A 22,262-nucleotide genomic window follows, 5' to 3' on the forward strand; every position below is an offset into this window, starting at 1 on the left:
GTCACCCACGGCCGTCGCGAAACCCCTCAGGTGGTGACGAAGTCCGCGATGACCACCGTCGCGTCGTCCTTCGGCTCCACGGCGGCCATCTCGTCGAACACCCTGTCCAGGCAGGCGGCGGGTGACGGGCCTCCGGCGAAGAGTTCCGTCATTCGCGAGGCGCCGAGCGCCCGGATCGCCCCGTTCGTGATGATGACGACGCGGTCACCAGGACGGAGGGACACGGTGCCGACCTGCGGAGACAGGGCGGACGCCAGGCCGAGCCCGCGCTGCGGCGAGCCGTCCTCCAAGGAGTGCGGCGACCCGTCCTCCAAGGAGTGCGACGTGGTGAGCGGCTGCGGCCGTGCGCTCTTCGGGCAGTGCCAGATCGCGCCGTTCCCGACATGGGCGAAACGCAGGCACGGGCTGTCCGCCGCGTCGAGGATGATCAGATCCAGCGTGTTGACCAGGCCGGACGTGGCGGGGTCGAGCTGGGCGGCGGTGCGCACGGAGTGGTGTACCGCCTGGGCCCAGCCGTTCATGTCCACCTTCCGCGCCGCGCCGTACCGAGGCCGGGCGGCGACCACGGCGCCCAGGGCCACAGCGGCGGCGGAGACATCGCCGAGCTGCCCCCCACCCCACCCGCCGCCCTGCCCACCATCGTGGCCGCCGAGCTGCCCGCCGCTGGCCGTCGCGATCAGCCGCTCCTGGATGACGTACGCGTCGGACGGCCGGCCGTGCGAGCCCTCGTACGTACCGCCGACCGCCGACAATCGCGGCCGTGCCACCGGCATCCCGGGCGGCCAGGTTCCTCGTTGACCACGGATCGCCATCACGGACAGGCAGGTGATCAGGATCGCGATCACGATGAAGGTCATGAGGTCCCCTCTCGTCGCGGTCATCGCGACATGTGCCCCCGTAGCCGCGGTCATCGCGACACGCGCCCCAGTACACGCTCGCGCGCGGTGATATGACTGACGGCCGATCGGCCGTCATGCGGCGCGGTGGCCGGGGGTTCAGGGTGCGTAGGACGCGGTGCATCCCGCAGTAGAGCCGGCCCGAGGAAACAGCAATGCGGACCCATGACCCCATCCGCCGCCACGACCGGAGAAAGCCGATCCGTTCACATTCGGTGCGTTATCGTGAGACCCGTTTTGTGCTCCCATCGCGAGCGGACGGCGCATGGCTCTCCCCGGTTCCACGAGGTACGACTCGGCGGCCAGGCAGTTGGAGCAGGCCATCGCTCGTACAGGAGCGGCGGCCCGTGTCGCCGTCGGCCTGGTGGCGGTCGTCGCCGCCGCGCTCGGCGCGGTGCCGCCGGTCTCCGTCGCGTGGCTGGTGCCGATGCTGGCGGTGGACCTCGTGTGGACGGCGCTGTTCGCCCGCCTGGTGTGGCGCGGGGAGCTGCTGCCCAAGTGGCTGGCGGCCGGTGACGTGGCCATCACCATCACGTTGTGCCTCTCGCAGCGCCACCTCGTGGCCAGGGAAGCGCTCGAGGACGGAGCGAGCTGGATCGCGGGGCTGGTCACGATGACCATCGTCGTCGCCGGGGTCGCCTGGCCGCCCAAGGTGGCCGTCCCCACCGGCCTGGCCGTGTCGGGGGCGTACCTGGCCGGGGCCCGGCTCGCCTCCCCTCCCCAGGACGTGAGCATCACTCTGGGGACGCACGTCGTACAGATCCTCTCGATCGTGGTGCTGATGATGCTGCTGCGCCGCTCGGCCGCCTCGGCGGACGCCTTCCTGAGGGAGAGCGCGCGCAGGGAGATCACGCTCATGGTGGAGCGGCTGCGGCGCGAGGACGAGCTGCGGCAGGTCGGCAGCATCCACGAGACGTCACTGCACACGCTGACGATGGTCGGCCTGGGCACCTACGACGAGCCCTCGCCCACCCTGCGCGGCCAGGCGGCGAGCGACCTGTCGGCGCTGGAGAAACTGCGGGACACCCCGCGCGCCGCCGCCGGTTCCATCGCCCTGGACGCCCTGCTGGACGAGGTGGCCGAGCGGGTCACGGGTCTGGAGGTCCACCGGAGCCTGACGGCGGAAACGGTGCCGGGGGAGGTCGCGGAGAGCTTCGCCCGCGCCGTCACCGAGGCGCTGGCCAACGTCGCCCGGCATTCCGGCGTACACGAAGCGGAACTGCTCTCCAGCAGGCGCGACGGCGAGATCCGCGTGGAGGTCGCCGACGAGGGCCGGGGGTTCGACCAGGACCGGCTGCCGCCCGACCGGTTCGGCGTGCGCGGCTCGATCCTCGACACGATGCGGTCCCTGCCGAACGGCGGCGCCGAGATCTCCTCCGGCGGCCAGGGCACCAGGGTGAGCCTGTGGTGGCGGCCGTGACCGAAGAGATCGAACAGGTCGCGCAGCGCTACGCCCGCTACACCGCGATCGGCGCCGTGATGATCGCCATGCTCTGGCACACCGGCTACGACCTCACGGTCACGATCACCGGCTGGTACGACTTCCGCTGGCCGGTGGTCGCGGCGGCGGCCTGGCTCCTCTACACCGCGATCGCCGTGCTGGCCGCCGTGGCCCTGCTGCGCACCTCCAGCGGCCCGGCCCGGGGACGCGAGCTCGCCGTGCCCGTGCTGGCCCTGGACATCGCGGTGATCGTGGCCTGCTACCCGAAGGACCTGATCGGCCCCATCAACTGGGGCTGGGGCTCGGTGGGCTGGCTCGGAGTCATGCTCTTGTGGAACCGGCCGCGCGGGCGGGGCGAGCTGTTCGTCTTCCTCGCCGCCAACGCCGGCATCATGCTGGCGGCGATGGCCGCGACCGGGACGCTCGACCGTGTCTCCATCGCCAAGTACCTGATGGTCGAGGTGGGCAGCATCACCCTCCAGCTCGGTTACCTGGCCGGCTGCCACACGCTGCGCGTGCGCGCCGAGGACGCGGTGCTGCTGGCCCGCCGGCTCGCCGCCGACGACGCCTGGCGGGTGTCCGCCCGGAGCATCCACGCCGACCGGCTGCGCAGGTACGACGCCATCCGCGACGTGGCCGAGTCGCTGCTGAAGCAGCTGGCCGACGGCGCCGATCCCGGCGATCCCCGCGTCCGCGCGGACTGTACGGCCGGCGCCATGCGGCTGCGCCGCCTCATCACCGAGCGGGAGGACGTGCCCGACGCGCTGGTGTCGGCGTTGCGCGAGCGCATCGAGGCGGCCGAGCGGCGCCAGGTCCTGGTGACGGCGCCGCCGTTCGGCGAGAACCTGCCCGACCTGCCGGAGGGTGTACGCGAGGACCTGCTCAGAGCGCCGATCCGGGCACTGGACGGCGCCAGGTCGCGGGCCAGGGTCACCGTGTCCGCGATGTCCACGATGATGAGCGTGGCCGTCGTGGCCGACAATGATGATCTGCCCATCAGCACCACCCCGGTACACGAGCCGAGCGGCGTCGTCGTCACCTATCAGCGGCACGGAGGGGAGTTATGGGTCAACAGCATCTGGCAGGGCCCGTGACCGTCGCCCTGGTGGAGGATCACCAGGTCGTGGTGGACGGCGTCAGGTCGTGGTTCAGCCCGCCGGGCCCGGTGCGCCTGGTCGCCCAAGGGTCCACGATCGAGTCCGTCCGCGGCGTGGCCGCCGACGTGCTGATGCTCGATCTCAACCTCAACGGCACCTTGGTCGTCGACCGGGTCGCCGAGTTATGCGGCGGCGGGCAGCGGGTCATCGTCTTCTCCGAGCACGAGGAGCCGGAGATCGTGCGCGCCGTGCTGGACGCCGGGGCCTCGGCGTTCATCGGCAAGGGACGGGCCACGCGGGAGTCCTGCCTGGAGACCATCCTGGAGGTGGCCGCCGACAAACCGAGCATGACGCCGCCGATGGCGCAGGCGATCGCGACCGACGAGGGCCCGCACCGGCCGCAGCTGTCGGACAAGGAGCGGGCCGCGCTGCTGTTCTGGTTCCAGTCGATGTCCAAGGCGTCGGTGGCCGCGCGGATGGGGATCAAAGAGCGGACCGTACGCCAGTACATCGACCGGGCCCGCGTCAAGTACGCGGCGGCGGGGCGGCCCGCGCCCACCAAGGAGAAGCTGCTCATCTGCGCCATCCAGGACGGCCTGGTCAGTCCTGACGAGGTGACCGTCTACACCTCCCTGGCCGCGCGCTCAGGAGAGGCGACCTAGGAGAGCCGTACGGGACCCCTTCTCGATGGGGTGATGGCGTTGCACCATCGAGAACATGCCCGCCCTTGTTCCCGGCGACCCGCGCCAGCTCGGTGAATACTGGCTCGCGGGCCGGCTGGGGGAGGGCGGCCAGGGAGTGGTCTATGAGGCGTACGACCCCGCAGGGCAGCGGGTGGCGATCAAGGTCCTGCATCCGGGTGCCGGGGCCGAGCTGCGGGACCGGTTCGCCAAGGAGGCCGCGGCGACCCGGCAGGTGTCGGCGTTCTGTACGGCTCGGGTGCTGTCGGTCGAGCTCGACGACCCCCGCCCGTACATCGTCAGTGAGTACGTCGGCGGCCCCAGCCTGCGCCGGGCGGTCGCGACCGCCGGGCCGTACCGGCCGGACGACCTGCACCGGCTGGCCACCGGCATCGCCACCGCGCTGACCGCGATCCACGAGGCCGGGGTGATCCACCGCGACCTGAAACCCGACAACGTCCTGATCGGCCCCGACGGCCCGCGGGTGATCGACTTCGGGATCGCCAGGACGTCGGAGATGTCGCTCACCCCGACCGGCCAGGTCGCCGGGACGCCGGCGTTCATGGCCCCGGAGAGCGTCATCGGCCAGCGCGCGAGCCCGGCCGTGGACATCTGGGCGTGGGGCGCCGTCGTCCTGTACGCGGCGACCGGCCGGGACCCGTTCACCGGCGAGAACCTGGCGGGGCTGCTGCACCAGATCCTCGCCGCCGCCCCCGACGTGTCCGGCCTGGCCGAGCCGCTGCGCGCCCTGGTCACGGCGGCCCTCGCCAAGGACCCGGGCGAGCGCCCCAGCTCCCGGAGCCTGCTGCTGGCCCTGGTCGGCGGCCGGGACGTCGTCTCCCGCGACAGCGGCCGGGACGTCGTCCCGCGTGAAAGTGGCCAGGGTGTCGTCCCGCGTGACGACGGCGGGACGCGGGCGCTGCTGGCCGAGGGCAGCCGCGCGGCCGACGTGATCCGGCCGCCCGCCCTGCTCGCGCAGCCGCCCTTGGAGCTGGTGGCCGAGCAGATCTATCGGCGGCTGCGCGGCACCGACCAGGCGGTGGTGCCGCAGATCATGCTGCGCCTGGTCACGCCCGGCGAGGGCGCCGAGGACATGCTGCGCAAGGTGCCGTCCGGCGAGCTCGACGACGGGGTCGTCGACCCACCCATGCTGGACCGGGTGCTGCTCGGGTTCACCCGGGCCGAGCTGGTGGTACGCGACGGCGACACGGTGTCGCTGGCCAACGCGGCCCTGCTGCGCGCCTGGCCGCGGATGCGCGGGTGGATCGACGCCGACCGGGCGGGGCTGCGCATCCACCGCAGGCTCGGCGAGGCCGCCCAGCGGTGGGACGCGCACGGCCGCCGTACCGGCGACCTCTACCAGGGCGGCTCCCTGGAGTCCGCGCTGAGCTGGGCCGCGACGGGCCGCCAGCACGTGACGCTGAACCTCGTCGAGAACGCCTTCCTGGCGGCGGGCCTGGCCTACAGCCGGGTCCGGGCCCGTCGCAGACGGCAGGTCATGGCGGCGCTGGCCGCCATGCTGGTCGTCGCGCTGGCCGCCACGGGCGTTGCCGCCGGGCAGCGGGCGGCGGCCGTACGGGAACGGGACATCGCGGTGGCCCGCAAGACCGCGATGCTCGCCGAGACGCTCCAGACCTCCGACCCTGTCAAGGCCATGCTGCTGAGCGTGGCGGCCTGGCGGATCGCGCCGGTCCAGGAGGCGCGGGCCGTGCTGTACAGCGCGCTGGCGCAGCGCGAACTGACCGTGCTGCCGCCTCCCGCCGCCGGGGCGGACGCGCGCTTCGACCTCAGCGCCGACGGCCGCGTGCTGGCCGTCGCCGACGCGGGCCGGGTGACCCTGCGCGAGGCCGGCCGGACGATCCGCACGGTCGACGGCGTGGGTACGGGCGTCCGCGTGATCGCCCTGAGCGGCGACCAGACGAAGGTCGCGGTGGGCGGCCCCGACGGCGTCCGCGTCTGGGACGTCGCGACGGGCCGGGCGGGCCCGCGCATCGCCGGGACCGCGCTCGGCGCGGTGCTCAGCCGCGACGGGCGGCTGCTGGGCCTGGCGACGGCCGAGGGCAGGGGCGAGGTCCGGGACGCCCGCACCGGCAAGCTGGTCATGGGCACGCGGGACGAACGGATCGACCGGATCACCCTGTCCGACGACGGCCACTACGCCGCCGCCACCTTCACCGACGCCCGCTACGAGCTGTGGGAGCTGGGCTCGCGACGCCGGATCGGGGGAACGGGCGGCGCGGTCGCCTTCGGGCCCGGCACGGCCGCGATCGCCACAGGCGGCGAGATCCGGCTGTGGGACCTGGCCACCAGGCGGTTCCGTCCGGACTCGCTCGTCGACGGCATCACGGCCGCCTGGCTGTCCTTCAGCGCGGACGGGCGGCTGCTCATCTCGTACGACCGCACGGCCATCGCCGTCTGGGACGTCGCGACCGGCGAGCCGACCCTTCACTACCCGCTGACCGACACCTCCGGCATGCCCTCGGCCCGGCTCGACGCCGGGCACACGCGGCTCAGCTACCTGCTGGGCAGGGGCGCGGTGGCGGTGCTCGACCTCACCGCGGGCGTCCATGTGGCGGGCGCGGCGGGCGCGGCGGCGTTCGACCCCGCCGGACGGATCGCCGCGCTGCAGACACCCGGCGGCTTGGTGCTGTGGGACGTCGCCGCCGGCCGGTCACTGGGCACACTCGGCCATCGCCATCCCACCGCTGACCACGCCAAGAACACCGACGCCGCTCCCGACCACGCCGAGAACACCGACGCCCACGCCGCTGACCACGGCGAGGACGCTGACGCCGCCGCTGACCACGCCGACGACGCGGACGGCGCGTACGCCCTGGCGTTCAGTCCCGACGGCCGGACGCTGGCCGCCGGATCGGCCGGGACGACCACGGTGACCTTGTGGGACGTGGCCGGCCGGACCGAGATCGCGCGGCTGCCGGCGGGCGGCCGCCAGTACATCGACGGCCTGGCCTTCAGCCCCGACGGACGTACCTTGGTCGTGTCCCCCGCCGAGGGCCGTGCCGAGCTGTGGGACGCCAGCGGTCACCGGCGGCTTGCGGACCTGCCGAGGGCGGGGTTCGACGCGATGGCCTTCCGGCCCGACGGCAAGACCCTGGCGATCGGCGGCAGCGACGCCGCCCTCATCGACCTCACCGCCGGGAACGTCCTGCGCGACCGGCCGTTCGGCGGCAGCGTCGACGGGGCGAGGTCGCTGGCCTATGCCCCGGACGGCGCGACGATCGCGGTCGGCTTCCGCCAGCTCGGCGTCGACCTGTGGGACGGGCTCGGCCGCCGTCAGCTGGGGCGGCTGGCGCCGGGGCGCGGCGAGTTCGACACGGTCATGGCGATCGCCTTCCAGCCGGGCGGCGCCATCCTGGCCACCGGCGGGAGCAGCGGCCGCGTCCAGCTGTGGGACGTGGCGGCCCGTACCTCTCTGGGCGATCCGTTCAAGGCGCACGCCGGCGGGGTGCTGGCCCTGGGATTCTCCGCCGACGGCCGGCAACTGCGCAGCATCGCGGCGGACGGCACCATCCACGCCATCCCCGTCGACCCCGCCCTGGCCGTGGCCCGGATCTGCGCCCGCGCGGGCGCCGACCTGAGCCCGGCCGAGTGGGCCAGGTTCATACCTGAGATCCCCTTCAGAGAGGTGTGCTGACCATGGCGACCCTGAGAACCACCCCGCGGACGATCCTGTGGAGGCTGCTGCGCGACGACGGGATCATCGAGTCGATCGACATCACACCGGCCCCGGTGATCTCCGGAGCGCCGCTGGCCGTCGAGGTCGCGACCGCCGGGGTACGCCGCCTCGACGGCCTCCTGTACGGCCCCGGCGGGGAGCGGGAGCGGCTCGCGTTCGAACACGTCGAGACCGGCGAGTTCGGCGACCTGTGGCGGGCGGAGGCCGTGGTGAAGACCGTGGGGGTCTGGCGGGCGCGGGTCGGCGCGCGCGGTGACGCCGTGGAGGACACCTTCACGGTGGCGGCCGACGACCAGGCGGGCGCGGTGACGCGGATCGACGCGTTCAGCCTGGCGCCCGATCCGGTGCCCGAGGGCGACGAGCTGACCTTCACCGGGGTTCTGCGAGCAGACGACGCGAGACTCGGCGGCCTGCCGATCCTGCTGGAGTTCCGCGCCGACCAGGAGTTGGCGTGGACCGAGATCACCCGTACGGAGACGGGGGAGGACGGGGAGTTCAGGGCGGTCGTCATCGCCCAGAACTCCGGCTTCTGGCGGGCGGAGTTCCCCGGCACCGGCACACCCGACTCCGGGAGGCCCGGCACGGGGAGCGGTCTGTCCGCCGACGCCGAGGCACTGCGCGGCTCGCGCAGCGCCCAGCAGCACTCGGAGGTGGAGAAGAAGGGCCTCTACCAGGTATCTCACACGGTCAGCGGCCAGTCGGTCCCGAAGAACACGACCATCCGGCACACCGGCACCGTGCAGAAGCGCGACAGCGTCAACGACCCCTGGAGCACGCTCAACAACGAGACGGCCGAGCTGTTCTTCAAGGGATCCGGCACCAACCGCAAGAGCGTCACCAAGGGCAAGGGCAGATACCTGATCAAGGCCAAGGCGGTGAGCAGCGGTGCGTGGGGGGTGAAGATCTCCAGCTCCGCGAACGAGTTCGCGGAGATCAGGGTGACCGTCAACTGAGCCCGCCCCAACCCCTGAGCGGCCTTGCGTACAGTTGATGGGTGACGTCGCTGACGCGGGCCGCGGTTGTGATCGTCGCGGTGGCGGTCCTGCTGCTCGGGCTGCTGTGGCTGTTCCAGCGGCGGCTCATCTACCTGCCCGACCGGTCGCTGGTGCCGCCGGCGGGCGAGGTCATCCCCGGGGCGCGGGACGTCTCGTTCGTCACGGGTGATGGGCTGAGGCTGTCCGCCTGGTATGTTCCCGGGGTTCGGGACGTGACCGTGCTGGTCGTGGGCGGGAACGCGGGCAACGGGGAGAGCCTGGGGGCGGCGGTGGCGACGCGGCTGGCATGGGAGCACCCGCCGGTGGGGCTGGTGTTGCGCTCGCCGTTCACCGACCTGGCCGCGGCGGGGCAGGTCAACTATCCGTTCCTGCCGGTACGGCTGTTGCTGCGCGACCGGTTCCCGGTGGCGGAGCGGATCGGAGACGTGCGGACGCCGACCGTGGTCGTGTACGGGACCCGCGACACGATCGTCCCGGCGTGGCTGAGCAGGGAGGTCGTCAAGGCGGCCGGAGGACAGGTCACGACCGTCGAGGTGATGGGGGCAGGACACAACGATCCGGCCATGCTGAACGGGCACGAGCTGATCCGGGCCGTGGTGGAGCTGGCCGAGCGGGCCTAGGCAGGCAGGACCCGGTGCGGCCCCATCGGCTGCACCGGACCCTCACCAGCTGAGTGGGATCAGTCGCGATAAGTCCTGACGTAGTCGAACCGGGCCACGGCACCTGACTTGTTCATCGAGACCAGCCCGATCTTGAGCCGCTCCTTGGCCGGCAGCGTCCACACGCCGTTGTAGACCCAGTGCTCGCCGTCCCTGCTGGTCGCCGCGCGCACCTCGGTCTCGCCGTGCGCGGTGTCGGCGTGGTGGGACAGCCGCAGCCACATCGTGTCAGCGGTCGGGCCGCCGAACATCGGGCCGTTGAAGACCGCGGTCGGCGGGGTGGTCGTCGGCCGCTCCCCTTCCTTGGCGAACTCGCTGAGCTGGACCACCGCCCCGTTGCCCCGCTGCAGCGGGACCACCGAGTGCACCATCTTGAAGTACCGGTCGTCATTCTCGTACAGCAGGATCCCGGCCTGCTGACCCGCTTGCGCAGGCGCGAAGTCGATCTTCGTCTCCACTGTGTAGTCGCCCTCCGGCGCTTCCCGCAGCAGCGCTGACGCGGTGTTGGTGCCTTGGTACAGCTCGGCGTTCTGGGTCGGCCACGACAGCGCGCCGCCGGTCATGGTGACGCCGGCCGCCGGGCCGCGTACCCACTGCCAAGGCGAGCCGGGGACGGTGTCGCCGTCGAACTCGTCGCTGTAGGCGGGCAGCAACGGACCCGGCCGGGGGTGGGGTACCCGCTCGGTGACGGGGGTGTACAGCTTCGCGGCACCGACGTTGTCGGCATCGGCGCCGCTGCCGCGCGCGACCGCGCCGACCGAGCCGTGACGGGCCGCGGCCCTCGGCAGGCGGCGGGTCTGCTCGGCGACCGGGTCACCGAGCTGGTCGGCGCTCACCTTGACCCTCAGTTCGGGGCCGCGCAGCTCGGCCACCACGGTGTGCCAGGTGCCGAAGTCGAACCCGGCCGGCAGCGCCGTCACCGACCTGCCGCGGCTCCTGCCGCCGATCACCACGTCGGTGACCAGCGCGCGGCTGTCCCGGTCCAGCCAGGCCACGACGTTGTTCTCGCGGTTGGCATAGGCGAGGGTGAGGCCGACGGCGCCGGCGGTGAGCCGCAGATCCGCCTGCGCCCGCACGTCGGCCGTGGGGGCCTTCTTCGTGGAGACCAGGTACCCGGTGGCGCTTCCGGCGTGGCTCGCGTACCCCCGCGCGTCCTGATCGGTCCGCACCGACCAGCCACCCTCGGCCCGCCAGCCGGTCAGGGAGCCGTCGTTGAACGTGCCGCCGGCGGCGAAGGAGGTCACCGGCGCGGGCTGGGCGCCTTCGGACGGTCCGGCTCCGGCGCGTACCACCGGCCAGCCGTCGATCCAGTCCAGCCGGTCGATCAGCAGCGGGCGCTTGCTCAGGCCCGCGAGCCGCCCGCCGCCGATCGGCGGGAAATCGGGGTCGGCCGTCGAGATGCCGTGGTAGACAAGCCAGTCCTGGCCGGACAGGTCGGTCTGGAAGCCGCTGTGTCCCGGGCCGGCCCAGCGGTTGCCGTTGGCGCCGACCACGATGGCGCCCTTGCTGGTCAGGTCCATCAGGTTGACGCCCTCGTCGTCCACGAACGGGCCCGACGGAGTGGTGGCCCGGCCGACCTTGACCTGGTACCCGCTGTAGGCACCCTGGCAGCAGCCGGCATCGGAGTAGAAGAGGTAGTAGAAGGCGTCATGCCGGACGACGTACGCGCCTTCCATCCGGCGCCCCCTGGCCACCTGGGTCGCCGGACCTTCGATGCGGGTGGCGTCGGCGTTCATCTTCGCGACGCAGATGATGTCGTAGCTTCCCCAGTACATGTACGGGGTGCCGTCGATGTCGGTGAACTGCGCCTGGTCGATGTTGCCCGTGGGGCAGGCGGTCGAGGACGGCAGCACGTCACCCGCGTCGGTCCACGGCCCGGTCGGGGTCGGTGCCGTCGCCAGTCCGAGATCACCCCCGTTGGGGGACACCGAATAGTAGAGGTAGTACTTGCCGTTGATGTACCTGACGTCCGGCGCCCACAGCCGCGCCGCGTTGTGCCAGGCGGGCTGGGTCTCCGGGGTGAAGACCTGCCCGGCGTACTCCCAGCGCACCATGTCCTTGGAACGCAGGATCGGCAAGATCCGCTCGCCGTCCTCGCCCTTGCTGTTGAACACCGGGTTCTGGGTGCCGTAGGCGTACCAGAACCCGTCCTTGCCGTGGATCATCGTCGGGTCGGGGAAGGTGTCGACCACGCCCGCCGACACCGGGTTGGCGTACGTGCTCGGCGCTTGCGCCGCCGCCGGCGGGCCGATGACCAGCCCGGACAGCAGGACGGTGAGGCCGAGGGCCCGGCTGAGCCGCGACAAACGATCATGGGGTTGGGGCATGCCGCAGAGTCTGTCGACGCCGTATTTTTCCGTCAATAAACCGGAAAAATAGGCTAGACGCGTCTAAGAGCCGTCGTGCGAGGGCCGGGCGCGGATCTGCAGCAGGGCGCCCACTTGGTCCAATTCCAGGTGGATGATCTCGTTGGTGCCCGTTTCGAGCAGAGGTGCCGGGACGTACAGGGTCTGCTGAGGTCCTTGTTTCCAGTAGCGGCCCAGCAGGACGCCGTTGATCCAGACGTATCCCTTGCCCCAGCCGGGCAGTGCCAGGAACGCGTCCCCTGGCTCGGCCACCTCGAGTGTGGTGCGGAAGAACGAGAGCGGCTCGCTCGTCGTTCCCGGCTGGAACCTCAGCCGCGATATGTCCTCCAGGGGGATCGGCCGCGCGGTGAATCCGTGCACGTACTGGTGGTGGTGCAGGACACCGCCGAGGATGCCCTTGCGCTCGCCGAGCAGCGGACCGTAGTTGGTCCGTCCCATCGACTCCACGAGGATCTCCAGGGCGGCATGCCCGTCCGCGAGCAGCGCGGGGGGATCGGTGTCCCGCTCGACGATGCCCGCGAGGCGGCCGTCGACGAAGACGTGCGCGCGGTCGCGCACGTTGCGCAGGGTGAGCGGGTACGGTCCGCGCGGTCCGGGAACGGTCGCCTGGTAAAGGACCAAGCCGTGGTTCAGCCCCAGGTCCTCGAACGCCGGCGGCATCGGCGCGGTGGTCTCCGGCCGCGCGATGGCGTCCAGCGCCTCGCGCAGCCGTACCGAATGGGCGGGGCGTAGCGTGGCGGGCGGCAGCGTGGCGGGCACGGGTGGCACGTCGGGGAGCTCGTCGCTGTAGCGGGAGAGCACGTCCCGCAGCCGCCAGTACTTCTCGGTGGGCGCGCCGCGCTCGTCGATGGGCGCGTCGTAGTCGTAGGAGGTCACCGTGGGCCGCCATGGGCCGGCGCTGTCGTCCCCGGTGCGGTTGGCGCCCGCCCACGTTCCGAAAGTGGTCCCCCCGTGCGCCATGTACAGGTTCACCGACGCCCCCGCGGCCAGGATCCGCTCCAGGATGTCCGCGGCGTCCCGCGGGTCGCGGGTGACGTGTTCGTGCCCCCAGTGGTCGAACCAGCCGCACCAGAACTCCATGCAGAACAGCGGGTCGCCCGGCCGGTGGGCGCGCAGTGTGGCGAAGGCCTGCTCGGGCTCGGAGCCGAAGTTCACCGTGGCCAGCACGCCGTCGATCGTGCCACCGGTCAGGTAGTGGTCGGCCGGCCCGTCGGAGGTGCACAGGGGCACTTCGATGCCGCGGCTGATCAGGCCGTCCGCCAGGTGGCGCAGGTAGGCGTGGTCGCTGCCGTAGGAGCCGTACTCGTTCTCCACCTGGACCATGATCACGTTGCCGCCGCGGGTGACCTGACGCTCGGCCACCTGCGGGATCAGCCGGTCGAAGTAGCGGTCGACGTGAGCCAGGTAGCCGGGGTCGCCGGCGCGGATGGTGCCGGTCAGCCAGCTGGGCAGCCCGCCGTTGTCCCATTCGGCGCAGATGTACGGTCCGGGGCGCACGATCGCCAGGAGACCTTCGGCCGCCGCCGCGTCGAGGAACGCGCCCAGCTCGTCCAGGCGGCGGAAGTCTCCCGGCCGCGGCTCGTGCAGGTTCCACGGTATGTAGGTCTCGACCGTGTTGAGACCCATGGCGCGCACCATGGCCAGCCGGTGCCGCCATTGCTCGGGATGCACGCGGAAGTAGTGCACCGCGCCCGACAGCACCCTGAACTCCGCGCCGTCCAGCCGGAATGAGCCGCCATCGACGGAGAAGGCACGCATCTCGCCGATCACCTGCTGATTCCGGCGGTCATGCCGTCGACGATGCGGCGGCCCAGCCAGAGGTAGAGCACGATCATGGGGTAGACCAGGATCACGATGCCCGCGAACATGCCGCCCCAGTCGGAGCTGTACTGCATGCTGCTGTACAGACCGAGGAGCGCGGCGGGCAGGTTGCGTTCCTCGGGGAGCGGAGCGATCAGCAGGGCCAGCAGGGTCTCGTTCCACAGGCCCATGACGTTGAGCACGAACACGGTCGTCAAGCCAGGCTTGGCCACGGGCATGATGACCTGAACGAACGCGCGGAGCGGGCCGGCGCCGTCGATCTCGGCCGCCTCCTCGATCTCGTGCGGCAGCGAGCGCATGTACCCGGTGAGCACGAACACCGCGAAGGGCACCGACAGCGCCACCTGGAAGACCAGCAAGGTGATGCGGTTGTCCCACCAGCCGGTGACCCAGTCCTCCATGAAGGTGTAGACCGACAGCTTGATCACCACGATCGGCACCAGGATCGTCTGGATCGGGATGCTCAGCCCTATCGCGAAGTAGTTGATCGCGGGGCCGGCGACGCGCCGGCTTGAGCGTGCCAGCACATAGGCGGCGGGGGCGGACACCGCCACGATCAGCACGGACCCGAGAAGGGTCAGCACCACGCTGTTCATGGCCGCGGCGGAGAATTCCGCCGCCTGCCACGCCGAGCTGAAGTTGTCCCAGCGCAGGCTCTTCGGCAGGCCGAACGGATGCAGCCACACCTCACCCGAGTCCTTCAGCGACTGGATGCCCACCCACCCGATCAGGGCGAGGTTGAAGGCCACCCAGACCCACAACGCGATCGCCGTGGCCCGGGGCAGCAGGATGTCCCCGATCAGACGTCTCATGACAGCTCCACTCGATCACGTCTGGTGATGCGCCGGGTCAGCACGATCAGTACGGCCGTCACGAGGAGCGTCATCACGCCCATGGCGGCCGCGCTTCCCAGCTCCGGCAGGCCGGCGCCCTTCACCACGATGTACTGCTGCACCGCGATCGTGCGGGCGGGGATCGGCGGCGCGGCGGCGGTTCCCGCGGTGGTGAAGGCCAGCACGATGTCGAAGATCTTCAGGCTGCCGACCACCCAGAGTACGGCGGCCACGGCGAGGACGTCCCAGGTCAACGGCAGCGTGATGTGCCGGAACTGCTCCCATTTGGTGGCCCCGATGAGCTGGGCGTCCTCGTACACATGCGTCGGGATGGCGTCGGCCGCCGACATCATCAGCGCGACGTAGAAGCCGGTGCTCGACCAGACCAGCCCGCCCACGACGCAGCGGAACACCATGTCGGGGCCGAGCCAGGGCCGCGGGTCCAGGCCGATCCACTCCAGCACGGTGTTGACCGCGCCCTCGGGGTTGAGCAGGAAGCCCACCGCCGCGCCGATCGCGATGATCGAGATGACCATCGGCAGGAAGACGACGGCCCGGATGAAGGCCCGCCCCTTGAGCTGCCTGAGCACGACCATGGCGAGGAACGTGGAGCCGAAGATCAGGACGCCGCCGACGGCCGCCATCACGAAGGTGTTGGTGAAGGCCGTGACGAAGACGTCGTTGTGCAGCAGCGCCACGTAGTTGTCCAGCCCGCGCCAGGTCATCTCCGAGCCGGGCCCCGACCATTTGGTGAAGCCGACCCAGATCCCGAACAGCGAGGGCGCGACGAACAGCAAGGTGTAGATCAGGAGCGCGGGCAGCAGAAAGGGCCAGAAGGCCCGTTCATAGGTTTTCATCCAGTCGCCAGGTGCTCGGCTGTGCTCTTCTTGCCCTCGCGGACGAACGTGGTCGCGTCGATCTTGCCGGAGAGGAGCTTGTCGCTCAGCGGCAGGAACATGTCGCCCCACCAGGTCTTGTCGGCGCCCGCGTAGTCGTAGCTCAGGTGCGTCTCCTTGGCCTCCAGCACGGCCTTCTGCACGTTGGCCATGTGCGCGGGCGCGGGCACGTCGCCGCGCGAGGAGATGTTCAGCGCCACGGTCGAGAACTGCTCCATGTACTTCTTCTGCAGCGCGAAGGCCAGGAACTTCTTGGCCGTGGCGACGTTCTTGCCCTTGGCGTTCACGCCCCAGCCGAGGGTGCCCACCTCGATGGACTTCTTGCCGCCGGTGGGGACCTGGAACGAGGCGACCTTGAAGCCGGGAGCCAGCTGGGGCTGGACCTCGCTGGCCAGCCAGGTGCCGTTGAGGTTCAGGTCGTACGTGCCCGCCGCCCAGGCGTTCTGCGCGGCGGGGAACTTGGTCGCCATGAAGTCCCGCTGGAAGTAGCCGCCCTTGGCGAGCTGTTCGACCTTCTTCGCAGCGTCGAGCACCTGGGGCTTGTCCCAGTTGGCCGGGTCCTTGGCCAGCTCGGCGAGGCTCCCGGCGCCGTTGGCGCCCACCAGCAGGCTGTAGAACCAGAAGACGTTGTAGAAGGCGATGGTGCCGTCCTGGCCGATCGGGGTGCGGCCGGCCTTCTTGGACTCGTCGAGGAAGGCGATGAACTCCTCCCAGGTCTGCGGGTTCAGCCCGGGGTGCTTGGCCGCGTCGTACCAGATGGCGGTGGAGATGATCGTGTGCGGGATGTAGGCCAGGCCGTTCTTGCCGGAGGAGGCCCGCCGTACCGGCTCGGGGAGCACGTCCTTGACCGTCTTGCCCTCGCCGGGGACCTGCGCGTTCTCCACGTCGTCCATGGGACCGATGATCTGCTGGGCGGTCAGCGTGTCGATATCGCCGGTGGTGGTGTCGAACAGGTCGGGGCCTTGGCCGGAGGCCATCTCGGCGTTGAGGTTCTCGTTGCCGGTGCGGCCGACGAACTTCACGTCGACCTTGGTGCCCGTCTCCTTGGCGAAGTCGTCGAAGATCGTCTTGATGATCTTCGACTGGGGTTCCGCCGCACCCCAGGACGAGCGGTACGACAGCGACTGCTGGGCGGGTTCGCCGCTGTTCTTCTTGCCACAGGCGGCCAGGCCGAGGGCGCCGATCAGGAGGACGGCAGTCAATTTACGCATGGTGGGGGGCCTTTTCTATCGAAACGACGGTACGGGTGTGCCTGGCCTGTTCCGCGGCCCAGACCACCCGGTGGGTGGCGAGGCTGGCTTGCGCGTTGGTCGAGACCAAGGCCGGGTCGTTGTCGCGGACGGCGGCTAAGAACGCCTTCAGCAGCGCCCCGTCACCCCCTCCGTGACCGGAGGCGGCCGAGGCGTCCGCTCCGGCGAGGGCGTCGATCACCGACACCTCATTGGTGAGGAAGTCGTGCACGCGCAGCGTCTCGCCGTCGCACTCGATCGAGCCGCGCGTGCCGAAGATCCTGGTCTTCCTGTGCTCGAGCGCGCCGAACGCGGTCACGGTGCAGGTGGCACTCGTGCCGTCGGCGAACTCCATGATCACCACTTGGCTGTCGACCACGTCGTTGTCGCAGGCGTAGACGCATCTGCCGTACGGGCCCTCGCGCAGGGCCGTGAGCACGCCCTCCTCGGTGAAGTCCCTGGTGATCGCGCCGAGCGGCCAGATGTGCCGGTTCGGATCGGCGAGGGAGTCCATGTAGAGCCGCTTGGCCGAGTAGGGGCAGGTGGGTTCGACGGAGCAGTCCAGGCATCGGTCGGCGGCCTTCGCGGGCTGGTTCTCCTTGGTGAAGTGGGCCAGCTTGCCGAAGGAGGAGACCCGCTCGGGCACTTCGCCCTTGATGTGCACGAGCCAGTCAAGATCATGGCAGGCTTTGGCGAGGAGCATCGGGGCCGACTCGGCCTCGTTCCGCCAATTCCCGCGCACGAAGGAGTGTGCCTGGTGCCACCAGCCGACCTGCTCCAGGTGCTGGATGTTCATGATCTGGCCGATCCTGCCCGCGTCCAGGAGCTCCTTGAGCCTGGTGGTGTAGGGCGCGTAGCGCAGCACATGGCAGACCGCCAGGATCACGCCGTTGCGGTCGGCGGCCGCGGCGATGGCCGCGGCGTCCTCCTCCGTCGGCGCCATCGGCTTCTCCAGCAGGATGTGGTAGCCCAGATCGGCCGCGCGTACGGCGGGCTCAAGGTGCAGGCGGTCCTGCGTGGCCACGATCACCGCGTCGGCCAGCCGCTCTCCGGCCAGCAGGTCCCGCCAGTCGGCGAAGGCGCGCTCGGCCGCAATGCCGTGCTCGGCCGCGAACTCCGCCCGCCTGGCCGGGTCGGGCTCGGCGACGGCCACGACCTCGGCCCACCCGGCTTCGCGCGCCAGCCTCGCGTAACCTGCGCCGCGCAGGCCCGCTCCAATCACGGCAAGAGTGACCATTCACATCCCCTATAGTGAGACTTACTAATGAAGGATGTTTTTATTTCTGCCGCATAGCATCTGTCAAGGGGGCAAGCATGACGATCCGCGGCGGCGACACCTCGCGGCTTCGCCGGATCAATCTCGTGACGACGCTCCGCACGGTCCGGGCGCGGGGGCCGCTCGGGCTGACCGACCTCGCCAAGGAGGCCGCGCTGTCCAGGCCGACCGTGGAGGGCCTGGTCGAGGAGCTGCTGGCGGCGGGCTGGCTCAGGGAACTGCCGCCGGAGAGCGGCCAGATGGGGCGGCCGGCCAGGTTGTTCGCCTTCCACGCGACGGGCGGTCACGTGCTCGGGATCGACATCGGCTCCTACACGCTCAGGGCCAGCGTCGCCGATCTGGACGGCACGGTCGTGGCCGCGCACGACGAGCGGACCACCGCCGCCGCCGGTCGCGCCGAGCGCCTGGCCGGCCTCAGGAGGGCGATCGCGGGCGCCTTGGAGGCCGCCGGGCTGACCGCCGACAGCATCGCCGCCGTCTGCGCGGGCACCACCGGCGTGGTGACCCCCGAGGGCGTGGTGAAACTGTCGGTCGGCCTGCCCGAGTGGACCGGCCTCGATCTGGCGGGTGAGCTGCGGGCGAGCTTCGACTGCCCCGTACTGGTGGAGAACGACTGCAACCTGGCCGCGCTCGCCGAGCGTTGGCGCGGCCAGGCCCGCGACATCGACGACCTGGTGTTCGTGCTGTCCGGCGTGCGCACCGGTGCGGGCATCCTGGTGGACGGCAAGCTGCTCAAAGGAGCCAGGGGTGGCGCGGGCGAGATCGGCGCGCTGCCGCTGATCGGCTGGCACCGCGCGCCCGTCCATCTGACCGGTTTTCAGGGTCTGCCGCCCGGCACAGCGCCACAGGACGCCGCCGCCCAGGTCTTCGCCGTGGCCAGGTCCGGCGACCCGGCCGCGCGGTGGGCGGTCGATCAGTACGCGCGCGACCTGGCCGAAGGTATCGCCGCGTTGGTGCTGACCGTGGATCCCGAACTGGTGGTGATCGGCGGCGGCGTCTCGCGCTCGGGCAACGTGCTGCTTGAGCCGGTGCGCCGGCACCTGGACCCGTTCTGCCTCGAACCTCCCGTGGTGGTGATCTCCGACCTGGGGGAGCAGGCCGTGGTCCTGGGGGCGGTACGGCGCGCGCTCGATCACGTCGACGCCCGCCTCTACGACTTCGACGCTCCCCTGCCCAAGCCATCCGCTTGACGATCATCGCTCTCGCGGTGCCACAGATGGCGCCCGTCGCCTGACCAAGGCGACGGGCGCGAACCTGCTTGCTCACCGGCGTGCTAGATGGCGGCTATCTGGGCTGACCGCTCGTCGCCGAACGGATGGCCGGCAGGTTGTAGAGCTCCAGCTCATAGACGGCGTACATGCTCCAGCGGGTGTAGTTCGCATCGTTGATCTTCAGGCGTAGCTTCCTGACGCCTTGCAGGTCGGGAAGATCGGCGGCCGAGTACTCCATGACTCCGTCGTCATCGTCGTGCGTCCACCGGAACGCGGCGCCCCGCACAGCGGTCGTCCAGTCGGTGCCGTTGGCCGAGACCTCGACGTCCACATCGGTCAGGCCCTGCGGAATGCCACCACGGGTCGCGACCACGAGCGTGTTGAACGCCTTCGGCTCCTTCCAGTCCAGCACGATCTCGTGCGGGAACGGATTCGCGTCGGTGTAGCCCTGCTTGGCGGCGAACATCGTGCCGTATTCGCCGTCGACCATCTTCTGCGGGCCGTATTGCACGCCGCCGTCGCCATCACGGGCGGCCGAAGCGGATACCGCCGAATAGCTTCGGGCGATGTTGGCGTCCGCCGTGTTCACCGCGCCCTTCACGAGCGTGAGCGCATAGGTCTTCGCGGTCTTGCCATCGCTTGCCAGCGTGCGGATCTCGACCTTGTTCTTGCCGTTCGCCACGTTGACGTCGACGCTCGCGCCGTTGGCGACCGGGCTGCCGTCGACGGTGATCGTGCCGCCGGCGTCGGTCAGCGTCGGGGTCAGGCCGACTGTGCTCTTGCCCTCGTTGACGAGCAGCGTGTAGTCACCGCGATATCCCTCGAAGGAGAATTCCGAGACGTTGGTGAGCTTGAGATCCTTCAACGTCGCGTCGAAGTGCCGCTGCCCAGGCGCGAGTCGCACGCGGAATCCGTCGAGCCGCACCTCTTTGTTCTCCAGGTTGGTGAGCTGGATCTGGTGCTTGCCCGGCCTCAAGCCGGTCTTCTGATACGCGGTGAAGCGGTCGTACTGGACCGCCTCGTAGAGATCGAGCACCGTGGCCGGCCCACCGTCGACCGACACGGACACCTTTCCGGTCGTCGTGTTCTTCTCGAAGAACGCGTCGATACCGGTGCCCTCGAACTCGTAGGTCGCCTTGTCGCCGGCGTTCTTGCCGATGTGCACGCTGCCGAGGTACGCGGACTGCCGCTGCCGGGGCGCCCAGCCGGCGGAGTAGCCGATGCCGCTGTCGGTGTTGTCGACCAGGAAGGTGTTCGGGACGTCCTGGCCCTCATAGGGGCTGGTCGGCTGGGGAATGGCGCCCACAGGCTCGCCCGCGGCCGCCCGCACGAGGTAGCCGTGCAGAGCGTCGAGATAGGCCGGGTCGAGCGTGTAGCGCCGCGGGTCCTCCGGGCTGATCGCGCTGTCGACGATCCGCTGGGCCAAGGCCGGGTCGCGCTTCTTCAGGATGTAGAGCAGCTCGTAGTCCTCAAGACCGTCGCGTTGCGCCTCGAGGCGCACGCTGCTCTTCACCGTCAAGTTGGCCTTGTCGGGATAGACGATGTAGGAGTCGCCTTTCCAGGGACCCACGTACCACGCGTTCCACGCCCAGTGCAGATGACCCTGCACGCCCTCACGCTCGAGGTCCCAGAACAGCATGCGGCCGGTCATCGTCGGCTGCGTCCAGAAGCGGTTGAGCCACGGGGGAGTGTTGACCTCGCACGTGTAGACCCACAGGTCCTGACCCGCGGCCTGTTGTGCCTTGTAGCCGGCCTTCTTGCGCTCGAACGCCGGTGTCAGCGGAACCCAGGTGTCGACATAGGGCTTGGTCTTGTCGTCGAGCAGGATGCCATCGGGATCGGCGTCCATGGTGCGGAAGTCGGCGCCGATATCGGCGTTGATCTGCTTGATCTTGCGCGCGACATAGGTCCAGAGGTTGCGCTGGGCGGCGGTGATGGGCTCGTCCTGAATGTGCTGGTACCACGTCAGGCCGTTCGTCCAGCCCTTGCTTTTGAGGTGCTGGTGCAGCGCGGTCAGATAGTTGGTCAGGAACGCGTCGGTGACCGGCAGGCTGTCCGGCAGCTTGGTGTTCCAGCTGTCGTTGGGCTTCTCGTTGTCCGGCATCTTGTTCAGCGCGTGAATGAGATGCTGGTTGGCGAAGCTGGTGATCCCGTGCCGTTTGAACGTCGCGACGTAGCGGTCGAAGTTCGTCCAGTCGATGTCGCGCGGAATCCCCTGAAGGAATTCCGACAGCTCCGTGCCGGTGGACTGCAGGAACAGGTCGGTGCGGAGCCAGACCATGTTGGTGCGATATTCGGCGAGCTTGCGGGCGAACTCGTCCATGAGGCGGAACCACGCGTCGCTGTAGGTCTCGACGCCGTAGTAGTACTTGCCGACGTCATAGGCCTGGCCGGCCGCACCGTTCCAGCTGAAGCCGTCCCAGGTGAAACCGTTCGTCATCGTCCATTGGTAGTTGGTGAACGGTGACTTGTCGATCGTGGGGACCTCGACGGCGTGCACGCTGAAGGTGATCGGGACCGGGTAGTCGCCCCGGGTCGTCTCGACCGTCGCCGTTCCTCGATAGGTGCCGGGTGCCGTGCCGCGTGGCACGAACCCGGTGACGAAGACCGGCTGAGTCTGGCCGGCCTCGACCCAGGTCTCCTGGTCGTTGGAGAGCGGATCCGGCATGGCCGACTCGGGATAGAGCAGGTTGCCCTCACGGTCGGGGAAGAACGGGTTCGCCGCGACCTTGCTGTCGTCCTTGTAGGCGACGAAGTGGTAGCTCAGGTTGGCTCCCGCGATCGGCCGCCGGCCGCCCGCGGTCAGGTTGCCGAATCGGACGCGCTTGATGCGCAGCCGTTCTTTCGCGCGTACGGCGATCTGCGCGCTCTCGTACTCACCGCGGGCGGCTACGAGGCTGATGGCGGTGTTCGGGCTCTGCGGAACCGTCGTCGTGCGGTAGACGGTCTTCTGCGGACTCTCGACCCAGAGCTGTGCGGCGTTCGTGCCGGCGATGGCGGCGGGCGCGAACGGTGCGAGCAGGAAGGTCGCGCAGAGTAAGGGAAGTGCTCGGCGTAGCATGAGCACTTATCATGGGTTCTTGTGTAAGTCTGGGTCAAGAGGGTGTGCCGCCTGGGATTCCCGCGCCGGGCGGAACGTCGCCCGCGGGGACGCGCGAAAAATCT

The 22,262-nt window shown here is 70.3% G+C and carries 15 protein-coding genes; 7 read left to right on the forward strand and 8 right to left on the reverse strand.

From position 1 onward, the window contains the following. Window positions 1–26 precede the first annotated feature (26 nt). Window positions 27–857, reverse strand: a complete 831-nt coding sequence (locus ACGFJ2_RS43690) for a SpoIIE family protein phosphatase (RefSeq protein WP_393478593.1) — start codon at window positions 855–857, stop codon at window positions 27–29. Window positions 858–1,161: 304 nt separating this feature from the next. Here ACGFJ2_RS43690 and ACGFJ2_RS43695 point away from each other — a divergent pair, with 304 nt between their 5' ends. The 6 genes from ACGFJ2_RS43695 to ACGFJ2_RS43720 are packed head-to-tail and all read left to right on the forward strand — an operon-like array spanning window position 1,162 to window position 9,426. Beyond that, window positions 1,162–2,316, forward strand: a complete 1,155-nt coding sequence (locus tag ACGFJ2_RS43695) for an ATP-binding protein (RefSeq protein ID WP_358184210.1) — start codon at window positions 1,162–1,164, stop codon at window positions 2,314–2,316. Next, window positions 2,313–3,431 carry a hypothetical protein gene (locus ACGFJ2_RS43700; protein WP_393478596.1) on the forward strand — a complete coding sequence of 373 codons (1,119 nt, stop codon included), beginning with the start codon at window positions 2,313–2,315 and terminating at the stop codon, window positions 3,429–3,431. The genes ACGFJ2_RS43695 and ACGFJ2_RS43700 overlap by 4 nt, the downstream gene beginning before the upstream one ends. After that, complete coding sequence (locus ACGFJ2_RS43705; protein WP_393478599.1) at window positions 3,428–4,096, forward strand: DNA-binding response regulator; 669 nt, start codon at window positions 3,428–3,430, stop codon at window positions 4,094–4,096. The genes ACGFJ2_RS43700 and ACGFJ2_RS43705 overlap by 4 nt, the downstream gene beginning before the upstream one ends. Window positions 4,097–4,151: 55 nt before the next feature. Continuing rightward, window positions 4,152–7,769: a WD40 repeat domain-containing serine/threonine protein kinase gene (locus tag ACGFJ2_RS43710; RefSeq protein WP_393478602.1), complete on the forward strand. Its 3,618-nt coding sequence runs from the start codon at window positions 4,152–4,154 to the stop codon at window positions 7,767–7,769. Between the two features lie 2 nt (window positions 7,770–7,771). Continuing rightward, window positions 7,772–8,764: a hypothetical protein gene (locus ACGFJ2_RS43715; RefSeq protein ID WP_393478605.1), complete on the forward strand. Its 993-nt coding sequence runs from the start codon at window positions 7,772–7,774 to the stop codon at window positions 8,762–8,764. A gap of 41 nt (window positions 8,765–8,805) precedes the next feature. Then, window positions 8,806–9,426 (forward strand): alpha/beta hydrolase, encoded by a 621-nt coding sequence (locus ACGFJ2_RS43720; protein ID WP_393478608.1) that lies wholly within the window; start codon window positions 8,806–8,808, stop codon window positions 9,424–9,426. A 59-nt stretch (window positions 9,427–9,485) separates the two neighbouring features. On the opposite strand, the gene ACGFJ2_RS43725 is transcribed toward ACGFJ2_RS43720, so the two are convergent. The 6 genes from ACGFJ2_RS43725 to ACGFJ2_RS43750 all read right to left on the reverse strand — a co-directional run bounded on the left by ACGFJ2_RS43725 (window position 9,486) and on the right by ACGFJ2_RS43750 (window position 17,847). Continuing rightward, entirely contained in the window at window positions 9,486–11,792 is a 2,307-nt protein-coding gene (locus ACGFJ2_RS43725) for a family 43 glycosylhydrolase (protein ID WP_393478611.1), read from the reverse strand. Window positions 11,793–11,855: 63 nt separating this feature from the next. After that, window positions 11,856–13,589: a beta-galactosidase family protein gene (locus ACGFJ2_RS43730; RefSeq protein ID WP_393478613.1), complete on the reverse strand. Its 1,734-nt coding sequence runs from the start codon at window positions 13,587–13,589 to the stop codon at window positions 11,856–11,858. Window positions 13,590–13,597: 8 nt separating this feature from the next. Then, entirely contained in the window at window positions 13,598–14,464 is an 867-nt protein-coding gene (locus ACGFJ2_RS43735) for a carbohydrate ABC transporter permease (protein WP_357954188.1), read from the reverse strand. Beyond that, complete coding sequence (locus ACGFJ2_RS43740; RefSeq protein WP_357954187.1) at window positions 14,461–15,342, reverse strand: sugar ABC transporter permease; 882 nt, start codon at window positions 15,340–15,342, stop codon at window positions 14,461–14,463. The genes ACGFJ2_RS43735 and ACGFJ2_RS43740 overlap by 4 nt, the downstream gene beginning before the upstream one ends. Then, window positions 15,339–16,583, reverse strand: coding sequence for an ABC transporter substrate-binding protein (locus ACGFJ2_RS43745; protein WP_393478617.1), 1,245 nt, complete (start codon window positions 16,581–16,583; stop codon window positions 15,339–15,341). Before ACGFJ2_RS43745 ends, ACGFJ2_RS43740 begins: the two co-directional genes overlap by 4 nt. A 1-nt stretch (window position 16,584) precedes the next feature. Next, window positions 16,585–17,847, reverse strand: coding sequence for a Gfo/Idh/MocA family protein (locus ACGFJ2_RS43750; protein WP_393478620.1), 1,263 nt, complete (start codon window positions 17,845–17,847; stop codon window positions 16,585–16,587). 77 nt (window positions 17,848–17,924) lie between these two features. Between ACGFJ2_RS43750 and ACGFJ2_RS43755 the strand changes: the two genes are divergently transcribed. After that, entirely contained in the window at window positions 17,925–19,076 is a 1,152-nt protein-coding gene (locus ACGFJ2_RS43755) for an ROK family transcriptional regulator (protein WP_357954180.1), read from the forward strand. A gap of 94 nt (window positions 19,077–19,170) precedes the next feature. Here the strand turns inward: ACGFJ2_RS43755 and ACGFJ2_RS43760 are convergent, their stop codons facing one another. After that, window positions 19,171–22,158 (reverse strand): glycoside hydrolase domain-containing protein, encoded by a 2,988-nt coding sequence (locus ACGFJ2_RS43760; protein WP_393478622.1) that lies wholly within the window; start codon window positions 22,156–22,158, stop codon window positions 19,171–19,173. Window positions 22,159–22,262 lie beyond the last annotated feature (104 nt).

Source organism: Nonomuraea sp. NPDC049028, from assembly GCF_043197735.1.
Lineage (GTDB): Bacteria > Actinomycetota > Actinomycetes > Streptosporangiales > Streptosporangiaceae > Nonomuraea.

What these genes read in the sequence shown, in the direction of transcription:
- ACGFJ2_RS43735 (WP_357954188.1), bottom strand. Translation starts at nt 14,464, where the DNA reads ATGAGACGTCTGATCGGGGACATCCTGCTGCCCCGGGCCACGGCGATC.
- ACGFJ2_RS43695 (WP_358184210.1), top strand. Translation starts at nt 1,162, where the DNA reads ATGGCTCTCCCCGGTTCCACGAGGTACGACTCGGCGGCCAGGCAGTTG.
- ACGFJ2_RS43730 (WP_393478613.1), bottom strand. Translation starts at nt 13,589, where the DNA reads ATGCGTGCCTTCTCCGTCGATGGCGGCTCATTCCGGCTGGACGGCGCG.
- ACGFJ2_RS43710 (WP_393478602.1), top strand. Translation starts at nt 4,152, where the DNA reads ATGCCCGCCCTTGTTCCCGGCGACCCGCGCCAGCTCGGTGAATACTGG.
- ACGFJ2_RS43725 (WP_393478611.1), bottom strand. Translation starts at nt 11,792, where the DNA reads ATGCCCCAACCCCATGATCGTTTGTCGCGGCTCAGCCGGGCCCTCGGC.
- ACGFJ2_RS43760 (WP_393478622.1), bottom strand. Translation starts at nt 22,158, where the DNA reads ATGCTACGCCGAGCACTTCCCTTACTCTGCGCGACCTTCCTGCTCGCA.
- ACGFJ2_RS43755 (WP_357954180.1), top strand. Translation starts at nt 17,925, where the DNA reads ATGACGATCCGCGGCGGCGACACCTCGCGGCTTCGCCGGATCAATCTC.
- ACGFJ2_RS43715 (WP_393478605.1), top strand. Translation starts at nt 7,772, where the DNA reads ATGGCGACCCTGAGAACCACCCCGCGGACGATCCTGTGGAGGCTGCTG.
- ACGFJ2_RS43690 (WP_393478593.1), bottom strand. Translation starts at nt 857, where the DNA reads ATGACCTTCATCGTGATCGCGATCCTGATCACCTGCCTGTCCGTGATG.
- ACGFJ2_RS43740 (WP_357954187.1), bottom strand. Translation starts at nt 15,342, where the DNA reads ATGAAAACCTATGAACGGGCCTTCTGGCCCTTTCTGCTGCCCGCGCTC.
- ACGFJ2_RS43750 (WP_393478620.1), bottom strand. Translation starts at nt 17,847, where the DNA reads ATGGTCACTCTTGCCGTGATTGGAGCGGGCCTGCGCGGCGCAGGTTAC.